General features: G+C 67.0%; 24 protein-coding genes and 1 riboswitch. Of the genes, 10 read left to right on the top strand and 14 right to left on the bottom strand.

All coding sequences use genetic code 11. The annotated features are described in order from the left end of the window. The first annotated feature begins 20 nt into the window (after nt 1-20). Both MXB90_RS00785 and MXB90_RS00780 read left to right on the top strand, forming a co-directional pair. The gene (locus tag MXB90_RS00785; protein ID WP_250039846.1) at nt 21-1,043 is read left to right on the top strand and encodes an aspartate-semialdehyde dehydrogenase; all 1,023 of its coding nucleotides are present in this window, start codon (nt 21-23) and stop codon (nt 1,041-1,043) included. 119 nt (nt 1,044-1,162) lie between these two features. Beyond that, the gene (locus MXB90_RS00780) at nt 1,163-2,767 is read left to right on the top strand and encodes a DUF4139 domain-containing protein (RefSeq protein WP_250039844.1); all 1,605 of its coding nucleotides are present in this window, start codon (nt 1,163-1,165) and stop codon (nt 2,765-2,767) included. Nucleotides 2,768-2,778: 11 nt separating this feature from the next. Here MXB90_RS00780 and MXB90_RS00775 read toward each other — a convergent pair whose 3' ends face one another. Together MXB90_RS00775 and MXB90_RS00770 are read right to left on the bottom strand one after the other, a co-directional pair. Next, the gene (locus tag MXB90_RS00775) at nt 2,779-3,675 is read right to left on the bottom strand and encodes a lysophospholipid acyltransferase family protein (RefSeq protein WP_250039843.1); all 897 of its coding nucleotides are present in this window, start codon (nt 3,673-3,675) and stop codon (nt 2,779-2,781) included. Between the two features lie 94 nt (nt 3,676-3,769). Further along, nucleotides 3,770-4,420 (bottom strand): carbonic anhydrase, encoded by a 651-nt coding sequence (locus MXB90_RS00770; protein WP_250039842.1) that lies wholly within the window; start codon nt 4,418-4,420, stop codon nt 3,770-3,772. Nucleotides 4,421-4,562: 142 nt separating this feature from the next. On the opposite strand from MXB90_RS00770, the gene MXB90_RS00765 reads away from it, so the two are divergent. The 3 genes from MXB90_RS00765 (at nt 4,563) to MXB90_RS00755 (ending at nt 7,302) form a co-directional block, all read left to right on the top strand. Continuing rightward, on the top strand, nt 4,563-4,970 hold the full coding sequence (locus MXB90_RS00765) for a hypothetical protein (protein WP_250039841.1): 408 nt from the start codon (nt 4,563-4,565) through the stop codon (nt 4,968-4,970). Nucleotides 4,971-5,077: 107 nt separating this feature from the next. Beyond that, on the top strand, nt 5,078-6,478 hold the full coding sequence (locus tag MXB90_RS00760; protein WP_250039839.1) for a leucyl aminopeptidase family protein: 1,401 nt from the start codon (nt 5,078-5,080) through the stop codon (nt 6,476-6,478). Beyond that, nucleotides 6,475-7,302: a C40 family peptidase gene (locus MXB90_RS00755; RefSeq protein WP_250039836.1), complete on the top strand. Its 828-nt coding sequence runs from the start codon at nt 6,475-6,477 to the stop codon at nt 7,300-7,302. The genes MXB90_RS00760 and MXB90_RS00755 overlap by 4 nt, the downstream gene beginning before the upstream one ends. A gap of 33 nt (nt 7,303-7,335) precedes the next feature. Here the strand turns inward: MXB90_RS00755 and MXB90_RS00750 are convergent, their stop codons facing one another. Beyond that, complete coding sequence (locus MXB90_RS00750) at nt 7,336-7,686, bottom strand: DUF2794 domain-containing protein (protein WP_250039834.1); 351 nt, start codon at nt 7,684-7,686, stop codon at nt 7,336-7,338. 201 nt (nt 7,687-7,887) lie between these two features. Between MXB90_RS00750 and MXB90_RS00745 the strand changes: the two genes are divergently transcribed. Further along, a complete protein-coding gene (locus MXB90_RS00745; protein WP_250039832.1) occupies nt 7,888-8,331 on the top strand; it encodes a c-type cytochrome in 444 nt (147 codons plus the stop codon). A gap of 45 nt (nt 8,332-8,376) precedes the next feature. On the opposite strand, the gene MXB90_RS00740 is transcribed toward MXB90_RS00745, so the two are convergent. Both MXB90_RS00740 and MXB90_RS00735 read right to left on the bottom strand, forming a co-directional pair. Further along, on the bottom strand, nt 8,377-8,664 hold the full coding sequence (locus MXB90_RS00740; RefSeq protein WP_250039825.1) for an I78 family peptidase inhibitor: 288 nt from the start codon (nt 8,662-8,664) through the stop codon (nt 8,377-8,379). A 4-nt stretch (nt 8,665-8,668) separates the two neighbouring features. Continuing rightward, a complete protein-coding gene (locus MXB90_RS00735; protein WP_250039822.1) occupies nt 8,669-9,001 on the bottom strand; it encodes an I78 family peptidase inhibitor in 333 nt (110 codons plus the stop codon). A 75-nt stretch (nt 9,002-9,076) separates the two neighbouring features. On the opposite strand from MXB90_RS00735, the gene MXB90_RS00730 reads away from it, so the two are divergent. Next, entirely contained in the window at nt 9,077-10,207 is a 1,131-nt protein-coding gene (locus MXB90_RS00730) for an S-(hydroxymethyl)glutathione dehydrogenase/class III alcohol dehydrogenase (RefSeq protein ID WP_250039819.1), read from the top strand. 63 nt (nt 10,208-10,270) lie between these two features. On the opposite strand, the gene MXB90_RS00725 is transcribed toward MXB90_RS00730, so the two are convergent. Genes MXB90_RS00725 through thiB form a run of 3 tightly spaced genes read right to left on the bottom strand, consistent with a single transcriptional unit; the run spans nt 10,271 to nt 13,453 of the window. Beyond that, the gene (locus MXB90_RS00725) at nt 10,271-10,966 is read right to left on the bottom strand and encodes a thiamine ABC transporter ATP-binding protein (protein ID WP_250039817.1); all 696 of its coding nucleotides are present in this window, start codon (nt 10,964-10,966) and stop codon (nt 10,271-10,273) included. Further along, nucleotides 10,950-12,494, bottom strand: coding sequence for an ABC transporter permease family protein (locus tag MXB90_RS00720; protein ID WP_250039816.1), 1,545 nt, complete (start codon nt 12,492-12,494; stop codon nt 10,950-10,952). Before MXB90_RS00720 ends, MXB90_RS00725 begins: the two co-directional genes overlap by 17 nt. Beyond that, nucleotides 12,470-13,453 (bottom strand): thiamine ABC transporter substrate binding subunit, encoded by a 984-nt coding sequence (gene thiB, locus MXB90_RS00715; RefSeq protein ID WP_250039815.1) that lies wholly within the window; start codon nt 13,451-13,453, stop codon nt 12,470-12,472. The genes MXB90_RS00720 and thiB overlap by 25 nt, the downstream gene beginning before the upstream one ends. A gap of 38 nt (nt 13,454-13,491) precedes the next feature. Then, a riboswitch (TPP riboswitch) is annotated at nt 13,492-13,592 on the bottom strand. Nucleotides 13,593-13,682: 90 nt separating this feature from the next. Here thiB and aroC point away from each other — a divergent pair. From aroC to MXB90_RS00700, 3 genes are all read left to right on the top strand, one after another. After that, nucleotides 13,683-14,783, top strand: coding sequence for a chorismate synthase (aroC, locus tag MXB90_RS00710; RefSeq protein WP_250039814.1), 1,101 nt, complete (start codon nt 13,683-13,685; stop codon nt 14,781-14,783). 2 nt (nt 14,784-14,785) lie between these two features. Continuing rightward, a complete protein-coding gene (locus MXB90_RS00705; protein ID WP_250039813.1) occupies nt 14,786-15,574 on the top strand; it encodes a glycosyltransferase family 2 protein in 789 nt (262 codons plus the stop codon). Nucleotides 15,575-15,652: 78 nt separating this feature from the next. Beyond that, nucleotides 15,653-16,270, top strand: a complete 618-nt coding sequence (locus MXB90_RS00700; RefSeq protein ID WP_250039812.1) for a TetR/AcrR family transcriptional regulator — start codon at nt 15,653-15,655, stop codon at nt 16,268-16,270. On the opposite strand, the gene MXB90_RS00695 is transcribed toward MXB90_RS00700, so the two are convergent. From MXB90_RS00695 to MXB90_RS00670, 6 genes are all read right to left on the bottom strand, one after another. After that, the gene (locus tag MXB90_RS00695; protein WP_250039811.1) at nt 16,267-16,998 is read right to left on the bottom strand and encodes an NYN domain-containing protein; all 732 of its coding nucleotides are present in this window, start codon (nt 16,996-16,998) and stop codon (nt 16,267-16,269) included. The genes MXB90_RS00700 and MXB90_RS00695 overlap by 4 nt on opposite strands. A 110-nt stretch (nt 16,999-17,108) precedes the next feature. Then, a complete protein-coding gene (locus MXB90_RS00690) occupies nt 17,109-17,900 on the bottom strand; it encodes a cytochrome c1 (RefSeq protein WP_250040543.1) in 792 nt (263 codons plus the stop codon). A gap of 14 nt (nt 17,901-17,914) precedes the next feature. Then, nucleotides 17,915-19,237 (bottom strand): cytochrome b, encoded by a 1,323-nt coding sequence (gene petB / locus MXB90_RS00685; RefSeq protein ID WP_250039809.1) that lies wholly within the window; start codon nt 19,235-19,237, stop codon nt 17,915-17,917. A gap of 11 nt (nt 19,238-19,248) precedes the next feature. Next, entirely contained in the window at nt 19,249-19,812 is a 564-nt protein-coding gene (petA, locus tag MXB90_RS00680) for a ubiquinol-cytochrome c reductase iron-sulfur subunit (RefSeq protein WP_250039798.1), read from the bottom strand. 202 nt (nt 19,813-20,014) lie between these two features. Then, complete coding sequence (locus tag MXB90_RS00675) at nt 20,015-20,743, bottom strand: response regulator (RefSeq protein ID WP_250039796.1); 729 nt, start codon at nt 20,741-20,743, stop codon at nt 20,015-20,017. Continuing rightward, nucleotides 20,743-21,243 carry a MarR family winged helix-turn-helix transcriptional regulator gene (locus MXB90_RS00670; protein ID WP_250039794.1) on the bottom strand — a complete coding sequence of 167 codons (501 nt, stop codon included), beginning with the start codon at nt 21,241-21,243 and terminating at the stop codon, nt 20,743-20,745. Before MXB90_RS00670 ends, MXB90_RS00675 begins: the two co-directional genes overlap by 1 nt. Between the last annotated feature and the right edge of the window lie 7 nt (nt 21,244-21,250).

Here is a 21,250-nt window from a genome sequence, read left to right as displayed (position 1 = left end):
CTTTCGCGAAGGAGGTCCTGATGGGCTACAAAGTCGTCGTCGCGGGCGCCACGGGCAACGTGGGCCGCGAAATGCTGAACATCCTGGCCGAGCGCCAGTTCCCCGTCGATGAAATCGTGGCGCTGGCGTCGCGCAAATCGCTGGGAACCGAGGTCAGCTTTGGCGACAAGACCCTCAAGACCAAGGACATCGAGGGCTTTGACTTCACCGGCTATGACATCGCCTTCTTTGCCATCGGCTCGGATGCGACCAAGAAATACGCCCCCATCGCCGCCGGTCAGGGCTGCGTGGTGATCGACAACTCGTCGCTCTACCGCTACGACCCCGATGTGCCGCTGGTGGTGCCCGAAGTAAACCCCGAGGCGGTTGAGGGTTACAAGACCAAGAACATCATCGCCAACCCGAACTGTTCCACCGCGCAGATGGTTGTGGCGCTGAAGCCCCTGCACGACCGCGCCCGCATCAAGCGCGTCGTGGTGTCGACCTACCAATCCGTGTCGGGCACCGGCAAGGAAGCGATTGACGAGCTGTGGAACCAGACCAAGGGCCTCTATGTGCCCGGTCAGGAAGTGGCCCCCAAGGTCTATCCCAAGCAGATCGCCTTCAACGTGATCCCGCATATCGACGTTTTCCTTGAGGATGGTCAGACCAAGGAAGAATGGAAGATGGTCGCGGAAACCAAGAAGATCCTCGACAAGTCGATCAAGGTCACCGCGACCTGCGTGCGCGTGCCGGTCTTCGTGGGCCATTCCGAGGCGATCAACATCGAGTTCGAGGATTTCCTGGACGAGGCCGAGGCCCGCGACATCCTGCGTGAGGCGCCGGGGATCCTGGTCGTCGACAAGCGCGAGGCGGGTGGCTACATGACCCCGGTCGAATGCGTGGGCGATTATGCCACCTATATCAGCCGCATCCGTCAGGACAGCACCATCGACAACGGCATCAACCTGTGGTGCGTGTCGGACAACCTGCGCAAGGGCGCGGCGCTGAACGCCGTGCAGATCGCCGAGACGCTGGGCAACCGCTGCCTGAAGAAAGGCTGATCTTCGCCTTTTGCCGCGAATGTGAGGGCCCTGCGATGCGGGGCCCTCTTGCTTTTGGGCGGGGTTGGGGGAAGGCTTTGGCCATTGCCATGCGAGGTTCCCCGATGCGCCCTTTCACCTTGTCCCTTGTCGCCCTTTTGTCCACCACCGCCCCCGCCGCCCTTTGGGCCGATACGATTGAGGCCAGCAGCCGCGTTACCTCTGTCACGCTCTATCCCTGGGGCGCCAATGTCACCCGACTGGTCTATCTGACCGCGCCCGCGGGTGTGCATGATCTGATCATCCCCGATCTGCCGCAGGGCACCGACCCGGCAACCTTGCGCGTGGTGGGCGAGGGGGTGGCGATCGGCGCGGTCACGCTGATCGAGGGGCGTCCGCCCGCCACCGGCGATCTGACCCCGCCCGCCGTCGCCGCCGCCCGGGCCGAGGTGGAACGGCTGGAAATCGCGCTGGCCACCGCCGAGGCGGGCGTGGCCGCGATCCGGCTGAAGGCCAGGGCCGCCGAGGAACGCATCGTCTTCCTGCGCGGCCTTGCCCCCGATACGGCCACGCCCGAGGATCTGCGCGCGCTTGCGCGCATGGTGGGCGACGAGGCCCTGGCCGCCAGCCGCGAAGCACTGGATGCAGAACAACAGGCCCTGGCCGCCGACCGCGCGCTTGTCCCCGACCGCGAGGCGCTGGACAAGGCCCGCCAGGCGCTGGCCGCGCTGATCGACGAAACCGCGGGCCGCGCCACCCTGCGCGCCAGCGTCGAAGGTGCTGGCCGGATCAGCATCACCACATTCACCCCCGATGCCAGCTGGCAGCCGACCTATGACCTGCGGCTGGACCGGGCCGCCAATCGCCTGTCGCTGGACCGCGGGGTCTTTGTGACCCAGGCTTCGGGCGAGGATTGGCGCGGGGTCGATCTGACCCTGTCCACCGCCCGCCCGTCGGATCGGGCGGACCCCACGCCGCTGTGGCCCTGGCTGCGCCGGATCAGCCCGCCCGATGCCCCCAGCCCCCGCACGATGGTGGCCCCGCAGGCCAAATATGCCGAAGGGCTTGCCACCGACATGATGGTCGGCGCCGCCGCCCCCGTGCCCGAAACCGCGGGGCTTGCGATGATGGGTGCCACCGTCACCTATCGCTATCCCGCGCCCGTCGATATCCGCGACGGGGTCGAGGCGCTGCGCCTGCGGCTGGATGATCTGGCCTTCACCCCCGAGGTCGTGGCCGAGGCCGTGCCCTCGCGCGATGCGACCGCCTATCTGGTGGCCGAAACCGTCAATGACAGCGGGCAGGTGCTGCTGCCGGGGCCTGCCACGCTATTTGTCGATGGCGCGATGGTGGGCCAGTCGCATCTGCCGCTGACGGCGGCGGGCGATGACCTGCGGCTGGGCTTTGGTGCGATCGACGGGATCGTGCTGGAACGCCAGGTTCCCGACCGGACCGAGGGCGACCGTGGCGTCATCACCCGCTCGAATGAGCTGACCGAACGCGCGGTGCTGACGGTGCGCAACCTGACCGATCAGGACTGGCCGGTGCGGGTGATCGACCAGGTGCCCTATTCCGAACAGGAGGATCTGGTGATCCGCCACACCGCGCGGCCTGCGGCAACCGAAACCGATCTGGATGGCGGGCGCGGCATCCTGGCCTGGGAGGTGGCGCTGGCCGCCGGTGAAACGCAGGAGATCACGCTGGAAACCACGCTGACCTGGCCCGAAGGGCAGGTGCTGCACTGATCCGGGCGGCGCTAGGCGCCGCCCCGGTCTTTCCAGCGCCGGTGGATCCATAGCCACTGATCCATGTGGCGGCGCACCTGCGCCTCCAGGCTGTCATTGATGGCCTGGGTCATCGACAGCTCATCCGAAGGCGGGATCGGCTGTTCCACCTCGATCCGGAAGCTGATCCCGTCGGGCTGGCGGATCGCATAGATCGGGATCAGAAGCGCATCATAGCGCAGCGCCATCTGTGCCGCCGACAGCGCGGTGCGCGCCGGATGGCCGAAAAACCGCAGCCGGGCACCGCTGCCGATGTGCTGATCCAGCAGGATCGCCACCGTGTTGCCCGCCCGCAGATGGCGCAGCATCTGGCCAAAGCCGGCCTTGTCGCGGATGAACAGCGGCCCCCCCACGCGGGAAATGGCGCGCACATAGATCCGGTTGAACAGGCGGTTGTTCATCGGCCGATAGAGGCCCCCCACGTTCAGCCCTTCGTGGATCAACCGCGCGCGGCCGATGTCATAATTGCCGAAATGGCCTGACACCGCCACGATCGGCCGGCCTTCGGCCTGGGCGCGGCGCAGATCGGCCAGCCCCGGCCCCGCCAGCTGGGTGGCCGCGACGACCGCCGCGAAATCCTCGGGCGAGAACATCTCGGCGAACATGCGGCCAAAATTGTCGGGCACGCCCCGTTCGATCGCGCGGCGCTCGGCGGGGGGCAGGTCGGGGCAGACCAGGTCAAGATTGGCCCGTATGCGCCGCCGCATGCCCGTCAGCGGCGCCACCACGCGCGCAACGACCCAGCCCGCCAGCGGCACCCGCCACCGATAGGGGAACAGCCGCAGAAACCCCAGGATCGACGCGATGGCGGCATATTCCAGCCGTTCACGCAGGGTGGGACGGATCTGGCCGCTACGATGGTCTGGCATGGCGGGGACCCCCTTTCCTGTGCCGCAACGGCGCGCCGGGCCGCGCGCGCCGGATGATCCGGTCACGCGGCTGCGGCCCTGCGCGGCGGGCCGTTCACAGCGGGATGAACTTCCCGCTGACCGGATCATACTGTTCCAGCCCGCCTTCGCCGATATCCGTCCACAACCCGTGCAGCGTCATGTCACCGGCTTCCAGCGCGGATTTGACGAAGGGGAAGGTCATCAGGTTTTCCAGGCTGATCACCACCGACTCGCGTTCCAGCGCCTCGATGCGGCGTTCTGCGGGCAGGTCTTTCACACGCTCAAACCCCGGGCGCAGCAGGTTCAGCCAGGTGCCCACGAACGAGGTCTTTTCCTCCAGCTCGGGGGCGTGGCCGGTGCACATGTCATGGCAGCCCGCAACACCGCCGCATTGCGAATGGCCCAGCACGATCACATGCGCCACCTTCAGCGCGCGGACCGCATATTCCACCGCCGCCGAGGTGCCGTGATGGTCGCCGTCTGGGTTGTAGGGCGGCACCAGGTTGGCGATGTTGCGGTGAATGAAGAACTCACCCTGATCCGCGCCGAAGATCGAGGTGACGTGAACGCGCGAATCGCAGCAGGAAATGACCATCGCGCGCGGGCGCTGGCCGTCTTCGGCCAGCCGCCGATACCAGGTGCGGTTCTCGGAATAGGTGGTTGCCTTCCAGCCGTGATAGCGGTGGATCAGATAGGATGGCAGCGGGCGCACATGGTCCTTCATCGTCACTCCTTTCCGGGGTTCGCCGCCTAGATAGGCAGGTCCGGCACGAAATTCGAGAGGTTTTCCATCGGTGCAAACCATTTCTTGAGGAAATCGCGCCATGGTCGCGCGGGGCCGGTGGTGGGCCCCGGGGGTAAATAGGATGGCGAAGGGGGACGGGGTGTCGGCAATTGCGCGCATGCGCCATGACGAAAGGGTCGGCGTGGAACGGGACCGGATCGTGGCGTTGTTTTCGGAACTTGGGCCCGCGGGGGCCGAGCGGTTGATTTCCGCCGCGATGGAGGATCTGGCGGTGCAGATGTCGGGCATCGAGGCGGCGGCGTTTCAGGGCGATCTGTCGCTGATCACCATGGCCGAGGATCTGGCGCAACTGGCCCTCCAGATCGGCCTGTCGATGCTGGCTGGTGTCGGGCGCGATGTGGCGTGCTGCGCGGCGGCGGGCGATGGCGTGGCGCTGGCGGCAACGCTGGCGCGGTTGCAGCGCGTGGGCGCCAGATCGCTGATGGCGGTGTGGGACCTGCAGGATCTGCGCCCCGATCCGGCAGGGTAGGCCGGGGCTGCGGTAAGGGCCTTGGCCTTGTGGTGCCCGGCGGCCCCTTGCGGGCGCTGTGCCAGCGGTTAGGCTGCGCGCAACGATCCGTTGCGAAAGGTTCCGCCATGACGACCGCTACCGACAGCCTGCGTTTTGCCCCCGCCGACGCCGACAGCCGCCCGCTGCATCTGGTGCCCGAGGCCGCGGCGGCCACGGTGCTGGCAGCGCTGCCGCCCGCGCAGGCGCGGTGGGCTGCGGCGCAGGGCTTTTCCGGCGCCTCCGGGCAGTTGTGCCTGTTGCCGGGGGCTGATGGCACGCAGCAGGCGGCCTTGTTCGGGCTGGGCGGCCCCGAGGCGCTGGCGCGCAACCGTTTCGCCCTTGCCCGCGCCGCCGAAGGCTTGCCCGAAGGCGATTGGCACCTTGAGGGCGATCTGACCCAGCAGCAGGCGCAAGAGGCGGCCTTGGGCTGGTTGCTGGCGGGCTATCGCTTTGCCCGCTACAAATCCGCCAAGCCCCTGAAAGCGCGCCTGAAATGCCCCGCGGGGGTGGATAACGCCCGGGTTGAGGCGATCGCGCAGGGGGAATGGCTCACCCGCGATCTGATCAACACGCCCGCGTCCGACATGGGCCCCGATGAGCTGGAGGCCGCCTTCCTGGCGCTGGCCGATGCTTTCGGCGCCGAGACGCGTGTGATCCGGGGCGACCGTCTGCTGGAAGAAAACCTGCCGATGATCCACGCGGTGGGCCGCGCCAGCCCGCGCGCGCCACGCCTGCTGGACCTGCGCTGGGGCGGGACGGGACCGCGGCTGACGCTGGTGGGCAAGGGCGTGTGCTTTGACACCGGGGGCCTTGATCTGAAGCCTGCGGCCTCGATGGGGCTGATGAAGAAGGACATGGGCGGGGCGGCCACGGTGATGGGGCTGGCGCGGATGATCATGGCGCTGGGCGTGCCGGTGCGGCTTCGGGTGCTGGTTCCGGCGGTGGAAAACGCGGTGGCGGGCAATGCGTTTCGCCCGCAGGACGTGCTGACCAGCCGCAAGGGCCTGACCGTCGAGGTCAACAATACCGATGCCGAGGGGCGGCTGGTGCTGGCCGATGCGCTTGCGCTGGCGGATGAGGAAACGCCGGATCTGCTGATCTGCATGGCCACGTTGACGGGGGCGGCGCGGGTGGCGTTGGGCCCGGATCTGCCACCCTTCTACACCGATGATGACGCGCTGGCCGCCGCGCTGGCAGGGGCGGCGGCGCGGGTGGCCGATCCGCTATGGCGCATGCCCTTCTGGGCGCCCTATGAGCCGCTGATCGAACCGGCCATCGCAGATCTGGACAATGCGCCTTCGGGCGGGATGGCGGGGTCGATCACGGCGGCGCTGTTCCTGCGCCGTTTTGTCACCGCGACCGCGCGGTTTGCGCATTTCGACATCTACGGCTGGCAGCCCACCGCCGCCCCCGCCCGGCCCAAGGGCGGCGTGGGCCAGGGCGCGCGCGCCCTGCTGGAGGCCCTGCCCGAGGTTCTGGGCCTGTGACCGACCGCCGCCTGACCCCCGCCAATGGCCGCGTCGCGCATGTAAGCCTGCGCGGCCAGCTGGCGGCCGAGCGTTTCGTGGAAGGCGATCCCGCCTGCGTGGCCGCGCCCCTGGCCGATCTTTGCGCCACGCCCGGCGGGGCGCGTGACCGCCAGCTGCTGATGGGCGCATCGCTTCTGGTGCTGGACCGCATGGATGGCCATGCCTTTGTGCGCGCCGAGGCCGATGGCTATTGCGGCTGGCTGGATGCGGCGGCGCTGGGCCCGGCCTGCGCGCCGACCCATTGGGTCGCGGCGCCTGCCACCCACATCTACCCCGGCCCCTCGATCAAGCAGCGCGAAACGGCCCTGTTGTCGCTGGGTGCGCGGGTCTGCGTGACCGGATGGCAGGGGATGTTCGCCATCACCCCGCAGGGCTTTGTCCCGCGCCAGCATCTGCGCGCGCTGGGCGACTGGGCCGAGGATCCGGTCAGCGTCGCCCAAAGCCTGATCGGCACGCCCTATCTGTGGGGCGGCAATTCGCGGTCTGGCATCGATTGTTCGGGGCTGGTGCAGCTGGCCTTTGCCGCCTGTGGGCTGGATTGCCCCGGTGACAGCGACCTGCAGCACCGCGCACTGGGCGCGCCGCTGCCGCCCGGCGCGCCGGCGCGGCGGGGGGATCTGTTCTTCTGGAAGGGGCATGTGGCGCTGGCCTGTGATGCGGATGTGCTGATCCATGCCAATGGCCATTCGATGAATGTGGCGCATGAACGGATCGACAGCTGCCTGCGCCGGATCGAGGCCGCGGGCGAGGGGCCGTTTCTGGGCCTGCACCGGCGCAACTGACCAAGGGAACGGCCCGCCGGTTTCGGGACAGGTTCAGTCGACGGGGCGGATCAGCTTGCGTTCCAGCACGCGCAGCACCGTGGGCAGGTCATGCCCGCGCTTCAGGATCTGTCCGTCCATGCCGACCACGGCATATTGCCCCTGCCGGGCGCGCAGGGCGGGGCGTTTCTCGATGCGGTAGATCGGGTGTTCGGCGGCACGACGAAAGACCGAAAACACCGCCATGTCGCGCAGAAAGCTCATGCCATAGTCGCGCCATTCGCCGGCGGCGACCATTCGCCCGTAAAGCGACAGGATCACCGACAGTTCCGCCCGGTCGAAGGCGACCTGCGCGGGGGCGGTGGCAGGGCCAGGGGGTAAGACGGGCGGGATCTGCATGGTCATATTCCCAAGGTGGCAGCGGGCCTGCCCCAAATCAAGCGCGCGGGCGCGTGGCGCGCGAAATATCCCCCTGCGGCGCGCGCAACCCGGCAATGACATTCAGGTGATCATGCGCGCGATCCGGCCCATGCGGGGATGGCGGGCCTGTGCGAAGGGCCTTGGCCGCGCTATGCTGTCGCCACGGTGTTAACAAGGGAGTTTCACATGACATTTTCCAGCAAGATGCTGACGCTTGGCCTGATCCTGGCGGCGGGCGTCGCGGTCGCCAAGGAAGGCGTGCAAAATCCGGTGGTGAAGGAACGGATGGACCTGATGGGCGTGGTGCGCGTCAATACCGGCATTCTTGGTGACATGGCGCAAGGCAAGGCCGACTTTGATGCCGACAAGGCCGCCGAGGCCGCCGCCGCGCTGGCCGCCGCCGCCGCGGAAATTCCGCAGGCTTTCGAGGCCAATGAAACCGACCCCGTCACCGAGGCCAAGCCCGAGATCTGGACTGATTTTGAAACCTTCACCGCCCGGTCGGATGCGCTGTTCAAGGCCGCGCAGGGGATCGATACCAGCTCGCTTGATGCGCTGCGGGCCGGCATGGGTGCCGTTGCCGGTGCCTGCAAGGATTGTCACACCGACTTCCGCATCCAGACGAACTAAGCCGTTCAGCGTCCGGCGCTGGACCGGGGGCCGATGCCGCGCGGGTCACGAACAGTGAACCCGCGCGATTCGGTTCCGGGCGTCGATCTCGATGTTCAGCCGGTCGGGACGATAATCCATCGTCACCGCCATGCCGGGGCGGATCACGCGGACGGGCGCGTCGAACCGCATCCCGTCCAGCACCGATTCGGGCTGGCCGATCAGATACTGCAGCCGGGACGCGCCACAGGCATCCGCGCCCGGATCGACCGGATCGGCGGGCAAGGCGGGCGCCATCCGGCAGCCCGCCAATGCCAGCCCCGCGATCAGCGCCAGGGGGATCGCGCGCGCCACCCGATCAGCCGCAGTCGATGTTGTAGATGTTGCCCGCCGCATCCAGCCGGAACACGACGCGCTGGGGATTGTATTCCTGCGCCTCGATCCCGCGCCATTCCACCACGCGATGGGGCTGGGTGAAGGGGATGGTGGCAATCACGCCGCCGGGCTGGCCCAGATAGGCCACATAGTCGATCGCCTTGCAGGTGTCGGGCATGCGTTCTTCCAGACCGCCGGCAGGATCGGCACCCAGCAGCATCGGCGCCGGGGTCTGGGGCATCGGTTCCTCGATCGGCATCGGGGGCTGGCAGGCGGCCAGCAGGATCACGGCGGCCAAGGCGGAAAATCTGGTCATTTTGTCGCTTCCTGAGGTTGCTCTTGCGCGGGCTTTGCCGCAGGCTTCGCGCATCTATACAGCGAGGATTTACCCATGAGAACCCGTGCCGCCGTCGCCCTTGCCCCCGGGAAACCGCTTGAAATCATGGAAGTGAACCTGGAAGGCCCGAAACAGGGCGAGGTTCTGGTGGAAATCAAGGCCACCGGCATCTGTCACACCGACGAATTCACATTGTCGGGAGCAGACCCAGAAGGCATCTTCCCCGCGATCCTGGGCCATGAAGGCGCGGGCGTGGTTGTCGAGGTCGGGCCCGGCGTCACCACGCTGAAGCCCGGCGACCATGTGATCCCGCTTTACACCCCCGAATGCCGCCAGTGCCCGTCCTGTCTCAGCCAGAAGACCAACCTGTGCACCGCGATCCGGTCGACCCAGGGGCAGGGGCTTTTGCCCGATGGCACGACGCGGTTTTCGATGCTGGATGGCACGCCGATCCATCACTACATGGGCTGTTCGACCTTCGCCAACCACACGGTGGTGCCCGAAATCGCGCTGGCCAAGATCCGGCCCGACGCGCCCTTTGACAAGGTCTGCTACATCGGCTGCGGCGTCACCACCGGCATCGGCGCGGTGATCAACACCGCCAAGGTGGAAATCGGCGCCAAGGCCGTTGTTTTCGGCCTGGGCGGGATCGGGCTGAACGTGATCCAGGGGCTGCGTCTGGCGGGCGCCGACATGATCATCGGGGTCGATCTGAACAATGCCAAGAAGGAATGGGGCGAGCGGTTCGGCATGACCCATTTCGTCAATCCCAAGGAAATCGACGGCGATATCGTCAGCCATATCGTCAACATGACGAAAACGCCCTTCGATCAGATCGGCGGGGCGGATTATTCCTTTGACTGCACCGGCAACGTCAAGGTGATGCGCGATGCGCTGGAATGCACCCATCGCGGCTGGGGGCAGTCGATCATCATCGGCGTGGCCCCCTCCGGGGCCGAGATCCAGACCCGGCCGTTCCAGCTGGTCACCGGGCGGGTGTGGAAGGGCACGGCCTTTGGCGGCGCGCGCGGGCGCACCGATGTGCCGCAGATCGTGGATTGGTACATGGATGGCAAGATCGAGATCGATCCGATGATCACCCACACCATGCCGCTGGAAGACATCAACAAGGCCTTCGATCTGATGCATGCGGGCGAATCGATCCGCTCGGTCGTCTTGTTCTAGGTGGGGCAGGCGGGGGTTTCACACCCCCGCACCCCCGTGAGGTATTTGTGGCAAGATGAAGGATCACCCGCCCAGATAGACGCGCAGCGCCGGGGGCGGGTTGTCCAGCAGCGGTCCGGTGGGCTGGGGCGGATGCGCGCGCCCTTCGGCCACCAGCAGGGTCAGGTCGGCGAAGGCGCGGGCATCCTCGGGGTCGTGGGTGACCATCAGCACAGTGGCGCCCTGTTCGCTGGCGATGGCATCGACCAGGTCAAGCATGTCGCGTTTCAGCGCGGGCCCCAGCGCGGCAAAGGGTTCATCCAGCAACAGCAGAGGGCGCGCGCGCAGCAGGGCGCGGGCCAGCGCCACGCGGCTTTGTTGACCGCCCGACAGCGCGCCGGGCTTGCGGCGGGCCAGCCCCTGCAGGCCGGTGCGGTCCAGGGCCTGATCGATGCGCGCCTGTTGATCGGCGTTCAGCCGCAGCTGTGGCGACAGGCCGATGGCAAGGTTTTGCGCGACGCTGAGGTGCGGGAACAGGTTCTGGTCCTGAAACAGGATCGACAGGGGGCGTTCGCCGGGGGGCTGGGCGGTGATGTCCTGCCCGTCCCACAGGATGCGGCCCGAGACCGGGGGCAGGAAGCCCGCGATGGCGGCCAGAAGCGTGGACTTGCCCCCGCCCGAAGGCCCCATGATTGCGCAGCGCGCCCCGCGCGGCACGGTCAGATCAGCGCGCAGGTGGAAATCACCCTGGCATATGTGCAGTTTATCTAGGGTCAGCATGTTGTCCGATCCGGTCAAAGGCCCAGAACAGGGCGAAGGTCAGCGCCATCAGCACCGCCGCCGCCGCCGCGGCCTGATCCATGCGATAGGCGCCCATCAGTTGAAACAGGGCAAGCGGCAGGGTTTTCTGGTCACCCCCGGCGAACAGCGTGATGACGCCCAGATCGCCCATCGAGAAGGCCGCCGACAGCCCGGCCGAAAAGCCAAGCGGGCGCGCCAGGCGCGGCAGGGTCAGATAGCGCAGACGCGCAAGGCCGGCCAGCCCCAGAGAGGTGGCCAGGCGGTCATAATCGGCGGCCAGCACCCGCGCCTCGGGCAGGATCATGCGCAGCGCGAAGGGCAGCGACATGGCTGCATTGACGACCAGGGTGACGGGCAGGGCAAGGGCGGTGGGGTTCACCACGGGGCGCAGAATCACGAACAGCCCCGTGCCGATCACCAGCGATGAGGCGGTCAGGGGAAGCATCCCCGCCGCCTCGGCCCAGGTGGCGCGGGTTGCGGCCAGCGCCAGCGGCAGCGCAAGCGCCAGTGTCAGCGCGGTTGACCCCAGCGCCAGCGCGACCGATGTGCCGGTGGCCGCCCAAAGGCTTGGGGGCAGTGCGCCGATCCCGGGCAGGCCGCGGGCCAGGACCGTGCCGATGGGCACCAGCAGAAAGGCCGTGGCGGTTGTGATGGCGATGATGTCATGGACCACTGCCGCGCGGCCCGGCGCCTGCATCGGCAGGGGGCGATCAAGCCCCGCGCCAAAGCTGGAGGGCAGGGTGACGCGCGCGGTGATCGCCAGCGCGCCAAGGCACAGCGCCACCTGCACCAGGCCAAGGCTTGCGGCGCGGGCAAGGTCGAAATCGAAGCGGAAGGCCTGATAGATCGCCAGTTCGACGGTCGTGGCGCGTGGGCCGCCGCCCAGCGTCAGCGCGACGGCAAAGGACGTCAGGCAGACAAGGAAGATCGCCAGAAAGGCCCCCGGCAGGATGGCGCGCAGCATCGGGATTTCCAGATGGCGGCGGATGTCGCCGGGGCCGAACCCGAGGGCTGCGGCCAGCCGGAACCGTTCCGCCGGGATGCCCTGCCAGCCGTGCAGGATCATCCGGGTGGCCAGCGGCAGGTTGAAGAAGACATGGGCCAGAATCACCCCATGCGCGCCATAGATGGTCAGGCCCGGCAGGCCCATCCCTTCCAGCCCGGCATTGACCATGCCGCGCCGGCCAAAGACCGTCAGAAGCCCCATCACCGCCACGATCGTGGGCAGGATGAAGGGCGCCCCCAACAGCGAAATCAGCAGACCCCGGCCCCGAAACCGCCGCCGCGCCAGCGCGCGGGCCACCGGCACCGCCAGCAGGCACGACACCGCCGCCGACACCGCCGCCTGCCAGATCGTGAACCACAGCGCCGACAGGTCGGTGGGGCGCAGCACACCAAAGCCCCCGGCGCGGATCGCCACCGCGCCGAGCGTTCCCAGCACCAGCGCCGCCACCAGCAGGGCTGCCAGCGGCGCGGGCCAGCTTATTTCGCGAAGGCGGCGAGCCATTCGTCCAATGCGGGTTGGCGCAGAGCCTCGGCGTCGGCCTCGGAATAGAACAGGGTCTTGTCGGGGCGGGGCAGGGCGGCAAAGCCCTCGGGCAGGAAGCCGTCCTTGATGACCGCGGGATAGGACCAGTTGCCGGTGGCAATCATGCCCTGGAAATCATCGGACACGACATAGTCCATGAAGGCGGCTGCCAGATCGGGCTGGTCGGTGCCGGCCAGCTGGGCGGCAACCTCGGTCAGGAAGTAATGCCCCTCGGGGAAGATCGCGGCGGCCTTGGTCGTGTCTTGTTCCGCGATGATGTGATAGGCGGGCGAGGTGGTGTAGCTGAGCACCATATCCACCTCGCCATCGGTGAACAGGCCATAGCTTTCCGACCAGCCGGCAGTCACGGTCAGCACCTTGGGCGCCAGTTTCGCCCAGGCCTCGGGCGCGCGATCGCCATAGACCGCCTTGACCCAAAGCAACATTGCCAGCCCCGAAATCGACGAACGCGGGTCCTGAATTGCAATTTTCAGACTATCGGGCGCGTTCAGCAGATCTTCGAACGAGCTGGGCGGATTGGCCAGGCGGGTGGTGTCATAGACAAAGGCCGTCTCGCTCCAGTTGAAGGGCAGGAAGGTGTCGTCGTCCCAGGCGACCGGCAGGGTCAGGGCGGCATTGTCCTGCCCGTGGGGCGCGAAAAGCCCCGTGGCGCGGGCGCGGGCCAGCACGTCGATGGTCAGGCCGATGACCACATCGGCGTCGGTCCGGTCGCCTTCCAGAAGCAGACGGGGCAGCACGTCACCGGCCACGAATTTCAGATCGCAGGCGCAGGTCGCCTCAAAGCCCTTTTCGATCGCGGGGCCGGGACCCCATTCCGAGGTGAAGTAATCGGGCGCATAGACAGTCAGGACGGGCTTTTCATCCGCCACGGCGCTGGTGGCTGCAAAAAGTCCCGCAAGCATCAGAGTGGTTCGCATCTGGGTCTCCAATGGCTGACGGGCGGGGTCAGGCCGGGGATGCCCCGTGCTACCTTCCCTCCGCCGGTCTTAACCGGTTCAGGTTCAACGGGTTCGCGTTGCCGCATCTCAGCCCAGCCGGGCACCCCGAGGTGGGCCGTAACATAGGCCCGCCGTGGCCTTTCGCAAGGGAAATCGCTTGAGCCAGCCCCCCTGCGCCGCTATGCCGTGGGGCGAGAGGAGAGCTGTGATGAGTTTCAATACCTTCGGTCACCTGTTCCGTGTCACCACCTGGGGCGAAAGCCACGGGCCCGCGATCGGCGCGACGGTGGATGGCTGCCCCCCGGGGATCGAGATTTCCGAAGATTTCATCCAGGTCTTCCTGGACCGCCGCAGGCCGGGCCAGTCAAAGATGACGACCCAGCGCCAGGAACCCGATCAGGTCCGCATCCTGTCGGGCGTTTTCGAAGGGCGCACGACCGGCACGCCGATCCAGCTGATGATTGAAAACACCGATCAGCGCAGCAAGGATTATGGCGAAATCGCGCGCCAGTTCCGCCCCGGTCACGCCGACATCACCTATCACCAGAAATACGGCCTGCGCGATTATCGCGGGGGCGGGCGGTCCAGCGCGCGCGAAACCGCGGCGCGGGTGGCGGCGGGGGGCGTGGCGCAGGCGGTGCTGAAGGCGCTGGTGCCCGATCTGCGGATTACCGGCTACATGGTGCAGATGGGCGCCAAGCAGATCAGCCGCGAACGGTTCGACCGCGATGAGATTCTGCGCAATCCCTTCTTCATTCCCGATGCCGCCGTGGTCGATGAATGGGCCGATTACCTGGACGCGATCCGCAAGGGCCACAGTTCCGTCGGCGCGATGATCGAGCTGCTGGCCGAGGGTGTGCCCCCGGGCCTTGGCGCGCCGATCTATGCCAAGATGGATACCGACCTGGCCGCCGCGATGATGTCGATCAACGCCGTCAAGGGCGTCGAGATCGGCGAGGGGATGGCGGCGGCGGGCCTGACCGGCATCGACAATGCCGACGAAATCCGCATGGGGCCGGACGGGCCCGAATTCCTGACCAACCATGCCGGCGGAATCTTGGGCGGCATCACCACCGGCCAGCCGATCATCCTGCGTTTCTCGGTCAAGCCGACCTCGTCGATCCTGACGCCGCGTCGGTCGATCAACGTGGCGGGCGAAGAGGTCGAGGTGGTGACCAAGGGCCGCCACGATCCCTGCGTCGGCATCCGCGCGGTTCCGGTGGCCGAGGCGATGATGGCCTGCGTGATCCTGGATCATCTGCTCATGGATCGCGGCCAGACCGGCGGCGCGCGCGGGCGGATCGGCTGACCTTGGCCGAGGTCAGCGTCATCATCCCCTGTCACAACGCCGCCGGGGTCATCGGGCGTGCGCTGGCCTCGGTCCAGGCGCAGACCCTGACCGACTGGGAGGCGATCGTGGTGGATGACGGGTCCACCGATGCCAGCCTGGACGCGCTGTCGCCCTATCTGGCCGATCCGCGCATCCGGGTGATCCGCCTGCCCGGCAATCGCGGCGCGGGGCCTGCGCGCAATGCCGGGATCGACGCGGCGCGGGGGCGCTGGCTGGCCTTTCTGGATGCCGATGACGAATGGCTGCCCGAAAAGCTGGCCCGCCAGACCGCCTTTCTGCAGACCACCGGCGCGCGGATCGCCGCCACCGCCTATCTGCGCCATAACGATCTGACCGGGGACCAAGAGGCCATCGGCCTGCCGCGGCGGATTGCCATGCCGGCCTTCCTGAAAACCAATGTCATGGGCTTTTCCACCGTGATGATCGACCGCGCCTGGCTGGGCGCGCGGCGGATGCCCGCGTTGCGCCGGCGGCAGGATTTCGCTTTCCTGATCGCGCTTTTGCGCAGCGGCACCGAGGCGGCCGGCCTGAATGAGGTGCTGTGCATCTATCATCACGGCCATGCCACGCTGTCCGCAGGCAAGGGGCGGGCCGCGCGGGGGACCTGGGCGATGTATCGCGTTCACCTGGGCCTGCCGTTGCCGCTGGCGACGTGGTATTTCGCCCATTACGCGCTTTGCGGCGTCCTGCGCCACAAAGCGCCGCGCCTGGCCCGCGCGCTGGGGGTGCTGCGGGCGCCCGGGGTGTGACGATCGGCCGTTGCCCCAACTGAACCGATCAGTCTATGCTGGGGGTGCCGCCGTGCATCACCACCGGAAGGAACCGCCATGACCGACCCCGCCATCCGCAAGGGCCGCAAGTTCGACCAGGTGCTGGACGGCGCGCGGACGGTCTTTCTGCGGGACGGCTTCGAAGGGGCCAGCGTCGATGACATCGCGCGCGAGGCGGGGGTCAGCAAGGCGACGCTTTACAGCTATTTCCCCGACAAGCGCCTGTTGTTCATGGAGGTCGCCAAGACCGAATGCCGCCGCCAGGCCGATGCTGCGGTGGAACTGATCGATCCCGCGTTGCCACCTGAACAGGTGCTGCGCGCAGCGGCCGAACGCATCATCGCCTTCATGACCTCGGAATTCGGGACGCGCGTCTATCGCGTTTGCGTGGCCGAAAGTGACCGCTTTCCCGCGCTTGGGCGTGAATTCTATCAGTCCGGGCCGCTTCTGGTGCGCGAACGGCTGGTGGATTACCTGCGCCAGGCGGCGGGGCGGGGCGAGCTGGCGATCGAGGATTTCGACCTGGCCGCCGATCAGTTCGCCGAATTGTGCAAGGCCGATATCCACGCCCGCCTGCTGTTCGGCGTCAGCCCCTGTTGCCCGGCGCCCGACCGCGCCCGCGTGATCGAGGGCGCGGTGCAGATGTTCATGGCGCGCTATGGCAGACGCGGCTAGGCCAGATCGCGCACGGTCAGCTGGCCGCCGGGGCCGTGCTGCACCTCAAACCGGCCGGTTTTCTTGATCAGATCCGACAGCTTCGCCGCACCATAGCTGCGGGTGTCGAAGTCGGGATTGGCCTGGGTGATGAACTGGCCGATCTGGCCCAAGGAATACCATTCCTCATCCCCGCCGATGGCGCGCATCGCCGCCACGATCAGCGGGATCGCGTTCTTGGCGGGCTCCTTGCCGCGCGGGGATTCGGCGCCGCCGGGGCGCGGTTCATCGCGGGTGGCGGGTTCTTCGGCGCCCAGGTTCTCGACATAGATGAACCGCTTGCAGGCCATGCGAAAGGCTTCGGGCGTCTTCTTTTCGCCGATGCCATAGACATCCAGCCCCTGTTCGCGGATGCGCGCGGCCAGGCGGGTGAAATCGCTGTCCGAGGACACCAGAACAAAGCCGTCGAACAGGCCCGAATGCAGGAAATCCATCGCCGCGATCACCAGCCCGATGTCGGACGCGTTCTTGCCCTTGGTATTGGCGAATTGCTGATCGGCAACCAGGCCCAGGGCCGCGACCCGCTCGGCCCATTTGCCCAGACGCTGCGCCGACCAGTCGCCATAGATGCGCCGCACGCTGGCCTCGCCCAGGCTGGCGATTTCTTCAAAGATCGCCTCGGCATAGCTGGCGGGGACGTTGTCGGCGTCGATCAGGACGCACAGGCGCGGGGCGCGGGGTTCGGCCATGGGTCTTCCTTTCCGGATTTGCCGCCAGCCTATCGTGGCGACGCGGCAAGCGCCATGACCAAAAGAAAACGCGCCCCGGTGGGGCGCGTTCGGGGGCCATGTCGGCCGGATCAGACGTGGCGGCCCTTGTGGGGCGCCCAGATCCGCTTGTTGGTCAGATAGAGCAGCGCCGTCAGCACCGTCAGCATGATGACCGCGACAAAGCCCATCTGCTTGCGCGCCATCATCTTGGGTTCCGCCGTCCACATCATGAAGGCCGCCACATCGGTCGCCATGTTTTCAACCGTGGCGGGGGTGCCGTCCTCATACTCGATCAGGTCATCCATCAGCGGCGCGGCCATCGCGATCCAGCCACCGGGGAAGGTGTGGTTTTCGTAGAAATAGGAACCGGCTTCCTCTTTCTCCTCACCCGTGTAACCCGTCAGCAGCGAGGCGATATATTCCGGCCCGCCGATGCCGCGGAAGAACTGGTTGATGCCGGTGCCATAGGGCCCGTGGAAGCCCACGCGCGCCTTGGCCATCAGCGACAGGTCCGGCCCCATGCCCTCACCCGAGCGGGTGGGGAACATGTCGGTTTCCTTGCGCGGACGCGGCTCGCCGGTTTCGGCATCCATCACCTCATCCAGCTCGGCGGCATAGGCGCGGACCCAAGCGGGGTCCATGCCCAGGCCGTCGGTGTCGGCCAGCGTGCGCAGCGGCACATATTGCAGGCCGTGGCAGGACGAGCAGACCTCCCGATAGACCTGGAAGCCGCGGCGCAGCTGCTGTTCATCATATGTGCCGAACGGGCCTTCAAAGCTGAAGGCGAAATCTTCGACATGGCCTTCGGCACCCGCCGCCAGCGCGGCGCCGGACCCGAGCATCAGCGCGGAAACGGCAGAGATCAGAAGTTTTTTCATGATATCGGTCCTTTTCCTTACTCGGCCGGGGTCGCGTCGGCGCCGTAATGCGCGTTGAAATCTTCCTCGATCGTGGCCGGCTGCGGCAGCGGCTTTTCGATCACGCCCAGAAGCGGCAGGATCACGAGGAAATAGGCGAACCAGTAGGCCGCACCGATCAGCGAGATCGAGGCATAGGGTTCCTCGGCCGGCATGGCGCCGCACCACATCAGAACGATGAAGTCGATCACCAGCAGGTAGAACCACCACTTGAACATCGGGCGATAGCGGCCCGAACGCACCGACGAGGTATCCAGCCAGGGCGCCAGCGCCATCACGGCGATCGCGCCGAACATCGCCAGCACGCCGAAGAACTTGGCGTCGACGATGCCGAAGGTCACCCATTCCACCGCGATCACGACCCAGACATCGGCGGTGAAGGCCCGCAGGATCGCGTAGAACGGCAGGAAATACCATTCCGGCACGATATGGGCGGGGGTCACCAGCGGGTTCGCCTCGATATAGTTGTCGGGGTGGCCCAGGTAGTTCGGCATGAAGCCCACGACCGCGAAGAAGACCAGCAGAATCAGCGACAGCGCGAACAGATCCTTGATCACGAAATAGGGCCAGAAGGGCAGGGTGTCCTTTTCGGCCTCGGCCTTCGAGGTGCGGCGCACCTCAACCCCGGTGGGGTTGTTGTTGCCGGTGGTGTGGAAGGCCCAGATGTGGACCGCGACCAGCGCGGCGATCACGAAGGGCAGCAGGTAGTGCAGCGAGAAGAAGCGGTTCAGCGTCGCGTTGTCCACCGCCGGGCCGCCCAGCAGCCAGGTCTGGATCGGCTCGCCGATGCCCGGGATCGCGCCGAACAGGCCGGTGATCACGGTCGCGCCCCAGAAGGACATCTGGCCCCAGGGCAGCACATAGCCCATGAAGGCGGTGCCCATCATGCACAGATAGATGATCATGCCCACGATCCAGGTGATTTCGCGCGGGGCCTTGTAGGACCCGTAGAACAGACCGCGGAAGATGTGGATATAGACCGCCAGGAAGAACAGCGAGGCGCCGTTGGCGTGGATGTAGCGCAGCGCCCAGCCACCGTTCACATCGCGCATGATATGTTCGACCGAGGCGAAGGCCAGGTCGACATGCGGGGTGTAATGCATCACCAGAACGATGCCGGTCGCGATCTGCAGCACAAGGCAGAACGCAAGGACGATCCCCCAGATCCACCACCAGTTCAGGTTCTTGGGCGTGGGGATCATGATGGTGTCATAGGCCAGCGCCACGATCGGCAGGCGCTTGTGCAGCCACTGTTCGATGCCCGTCTTGGGCTCGTAATGGTCGTGCGGAATTCCGGACATGGTGCTCTCCCTCAGCCCAGCAGAATCGTGGAGTCATCGGTGAACTGCGCCACCGGAATGTCGAGGTTGCGCGGCGCGGGGCCTTTGCGGATGCGCCCCGAGGTGTCGTAATGCGACCCGTGGCAGGGGCAGAACCAGCCGCCGAATTCGCCCGCGCCATTGCCGATCGGCACACAGCCCAGGTGGGTGCACACGCCGATCATCACCAGCCATTCGCCCGCTTCGTCCAGCGACCGGTTTTCATCCGCGGCGCTGGCGCCGGGCTTGTTGGCGTTCTGCGCCAGCGGGTCGATGATGTCGGCGGCATTGTCTTCGGCCCGCGCCTTGTCGATCTCTTCCTGGGTGCGGCGGCGGATGAAGACCGGCTTGCCGCGCCATTTCACCGTCAGCTGCGTGCCAGGCTCGACGCCCGAGATGTCGACGAAGATGGAGGCAAGCGCCTGCACATCCGCCGAGGGGTTCATCTGGTTGACCAGCGGCCAGACGGCCGCGCCGGTGACGACGGCGCCCGTTCCTGCGGTCGCGTAGTAGAGGAAATCCCTCCGGGTGCCTGCGTGTTCTTCAGCGTGGGACACGAAATCTCTCCTTCCCGGGCCTTGGGTGGGCCGATACGACTTGCCGGGCCGCACGTTGTGCCGCCAAACATGGCCGACCTATTAGCAATCACATCCCTGTCAGTCCAGAAGACAATAGCGCGCAGCGGGGTTGAAATGCTGCAGCGCGATAGCCAATTTGCCGCAGTTTTGCCCGCGCGGTGGCACGGCACGGGCGGCGGGCCTATTCGGGGGACAGCATGTAGCCCAGCCCGCGCACCGTCTGAAGGAATCGCGGCTCGCGCGGGTCGGGTTCGATCTTGCGGCGCAGCCGGGTGATCTGCACGTCCACCGCGCGGTCCCCGCCGCCCTCATCTGAGGTGCCGCCCCGGTCGCGGCCCAGTTCCTCGATCAGTTCGGTGCGGCTGACCACCTCGCCCGCGCGGGCGGAAAAGATGCGCATCAACGCCGCCTCGGTCGCCGTCAGGCGCACCGGAACGTCGCCTTGCCACAATTCGCCCCGGTCCGGGTCATAGCGCAGCGGGCCCAGATGCAGCGCCTTGGGGCCCGTCGGCACCTCTGTCGGGGCGCGGCGCAGGATCGCGTTGATGCGCAACAACAGCTCTTTGGGTTCAAAGGGTTTGGGCAGATAGTCATCGGCCCCCGCCTCCAGCCCCTCGATCCGGTCGCGGGTTTCGCCGCGCGCGGTCAACAGAAGGATCGGCGTGTCCAGACGGCGCCGCAGATCGCGCGTCAGGCTAAGCCCATCCTCGCCCGGCATCATCACATCCAGCACGATCAGGTTGAATTCCAACCCCTCCAGCAGGCGCCGCGCCTGTGCCGCATCGCGCGCCGCGGTCACCAGAAAGCCGTTGCGGATCAGGAACTTCTGCAAAAGGCCGCGGATGCGTTCGTCATCATCCACGATCAGCAGATGCACCCCCGGCTGATTGCCCGCCCCGCCGCCCGACATCAGGCGCCGTCCCGCATCGTCGCGAAGTGGCGGCGCATCTCGGGGTCCATCATCGCCTCCAGCACCTGGCGGAAGCCCGCGACCGCCTGCGGGCCGGCGGCGCGATAGGCTGCACGCATCCGCCCGCGCTGCGCCTCGGACAGTTCGCGTTCCAGATCGGCGCCCTTCGCGGTCAGGAACAGGTGGCGTTCGCGCTTGTCCTTGCGGCCCACGCGGCTTTCGACCAGGCCGTCCTCGATCAGGGTGCGCAGCACGCGGTTCAGGCTTTGTTTGGTCACCCCCAGAACCGACAGAAGCGTGGTCACGGTCAGCCCCGGCTGGCGGTTGATGAAATGCATCGCGCGGTGATGCGCGCGCCCGTAGGACATCTGTTCCAGGATCTTGTCGGGGTCGGCGGTGAAGCCGCGATAGGCAAAGAACATCGCCTCGATGCCGCGGCGCAACTGCTCATCGGTCAGAAACAGAAGGGCTTCCCCGCCCTGAACCCCGGTGTCGGCCATTGTGCCC

Source organism: Phaeovulum molybdatiresistens, assembly GCF_023544865.1.
In the GTDB taxonomy this organism is placed as follows: Bacteria; Pseudomonadota; Alphaproteobacteria; order Rhodobacterales; family Rhodobacteraceae; genus Pontitalea.
This window is presented reverse-complemented; position numbering and strand designations above follow the sequence as displayed.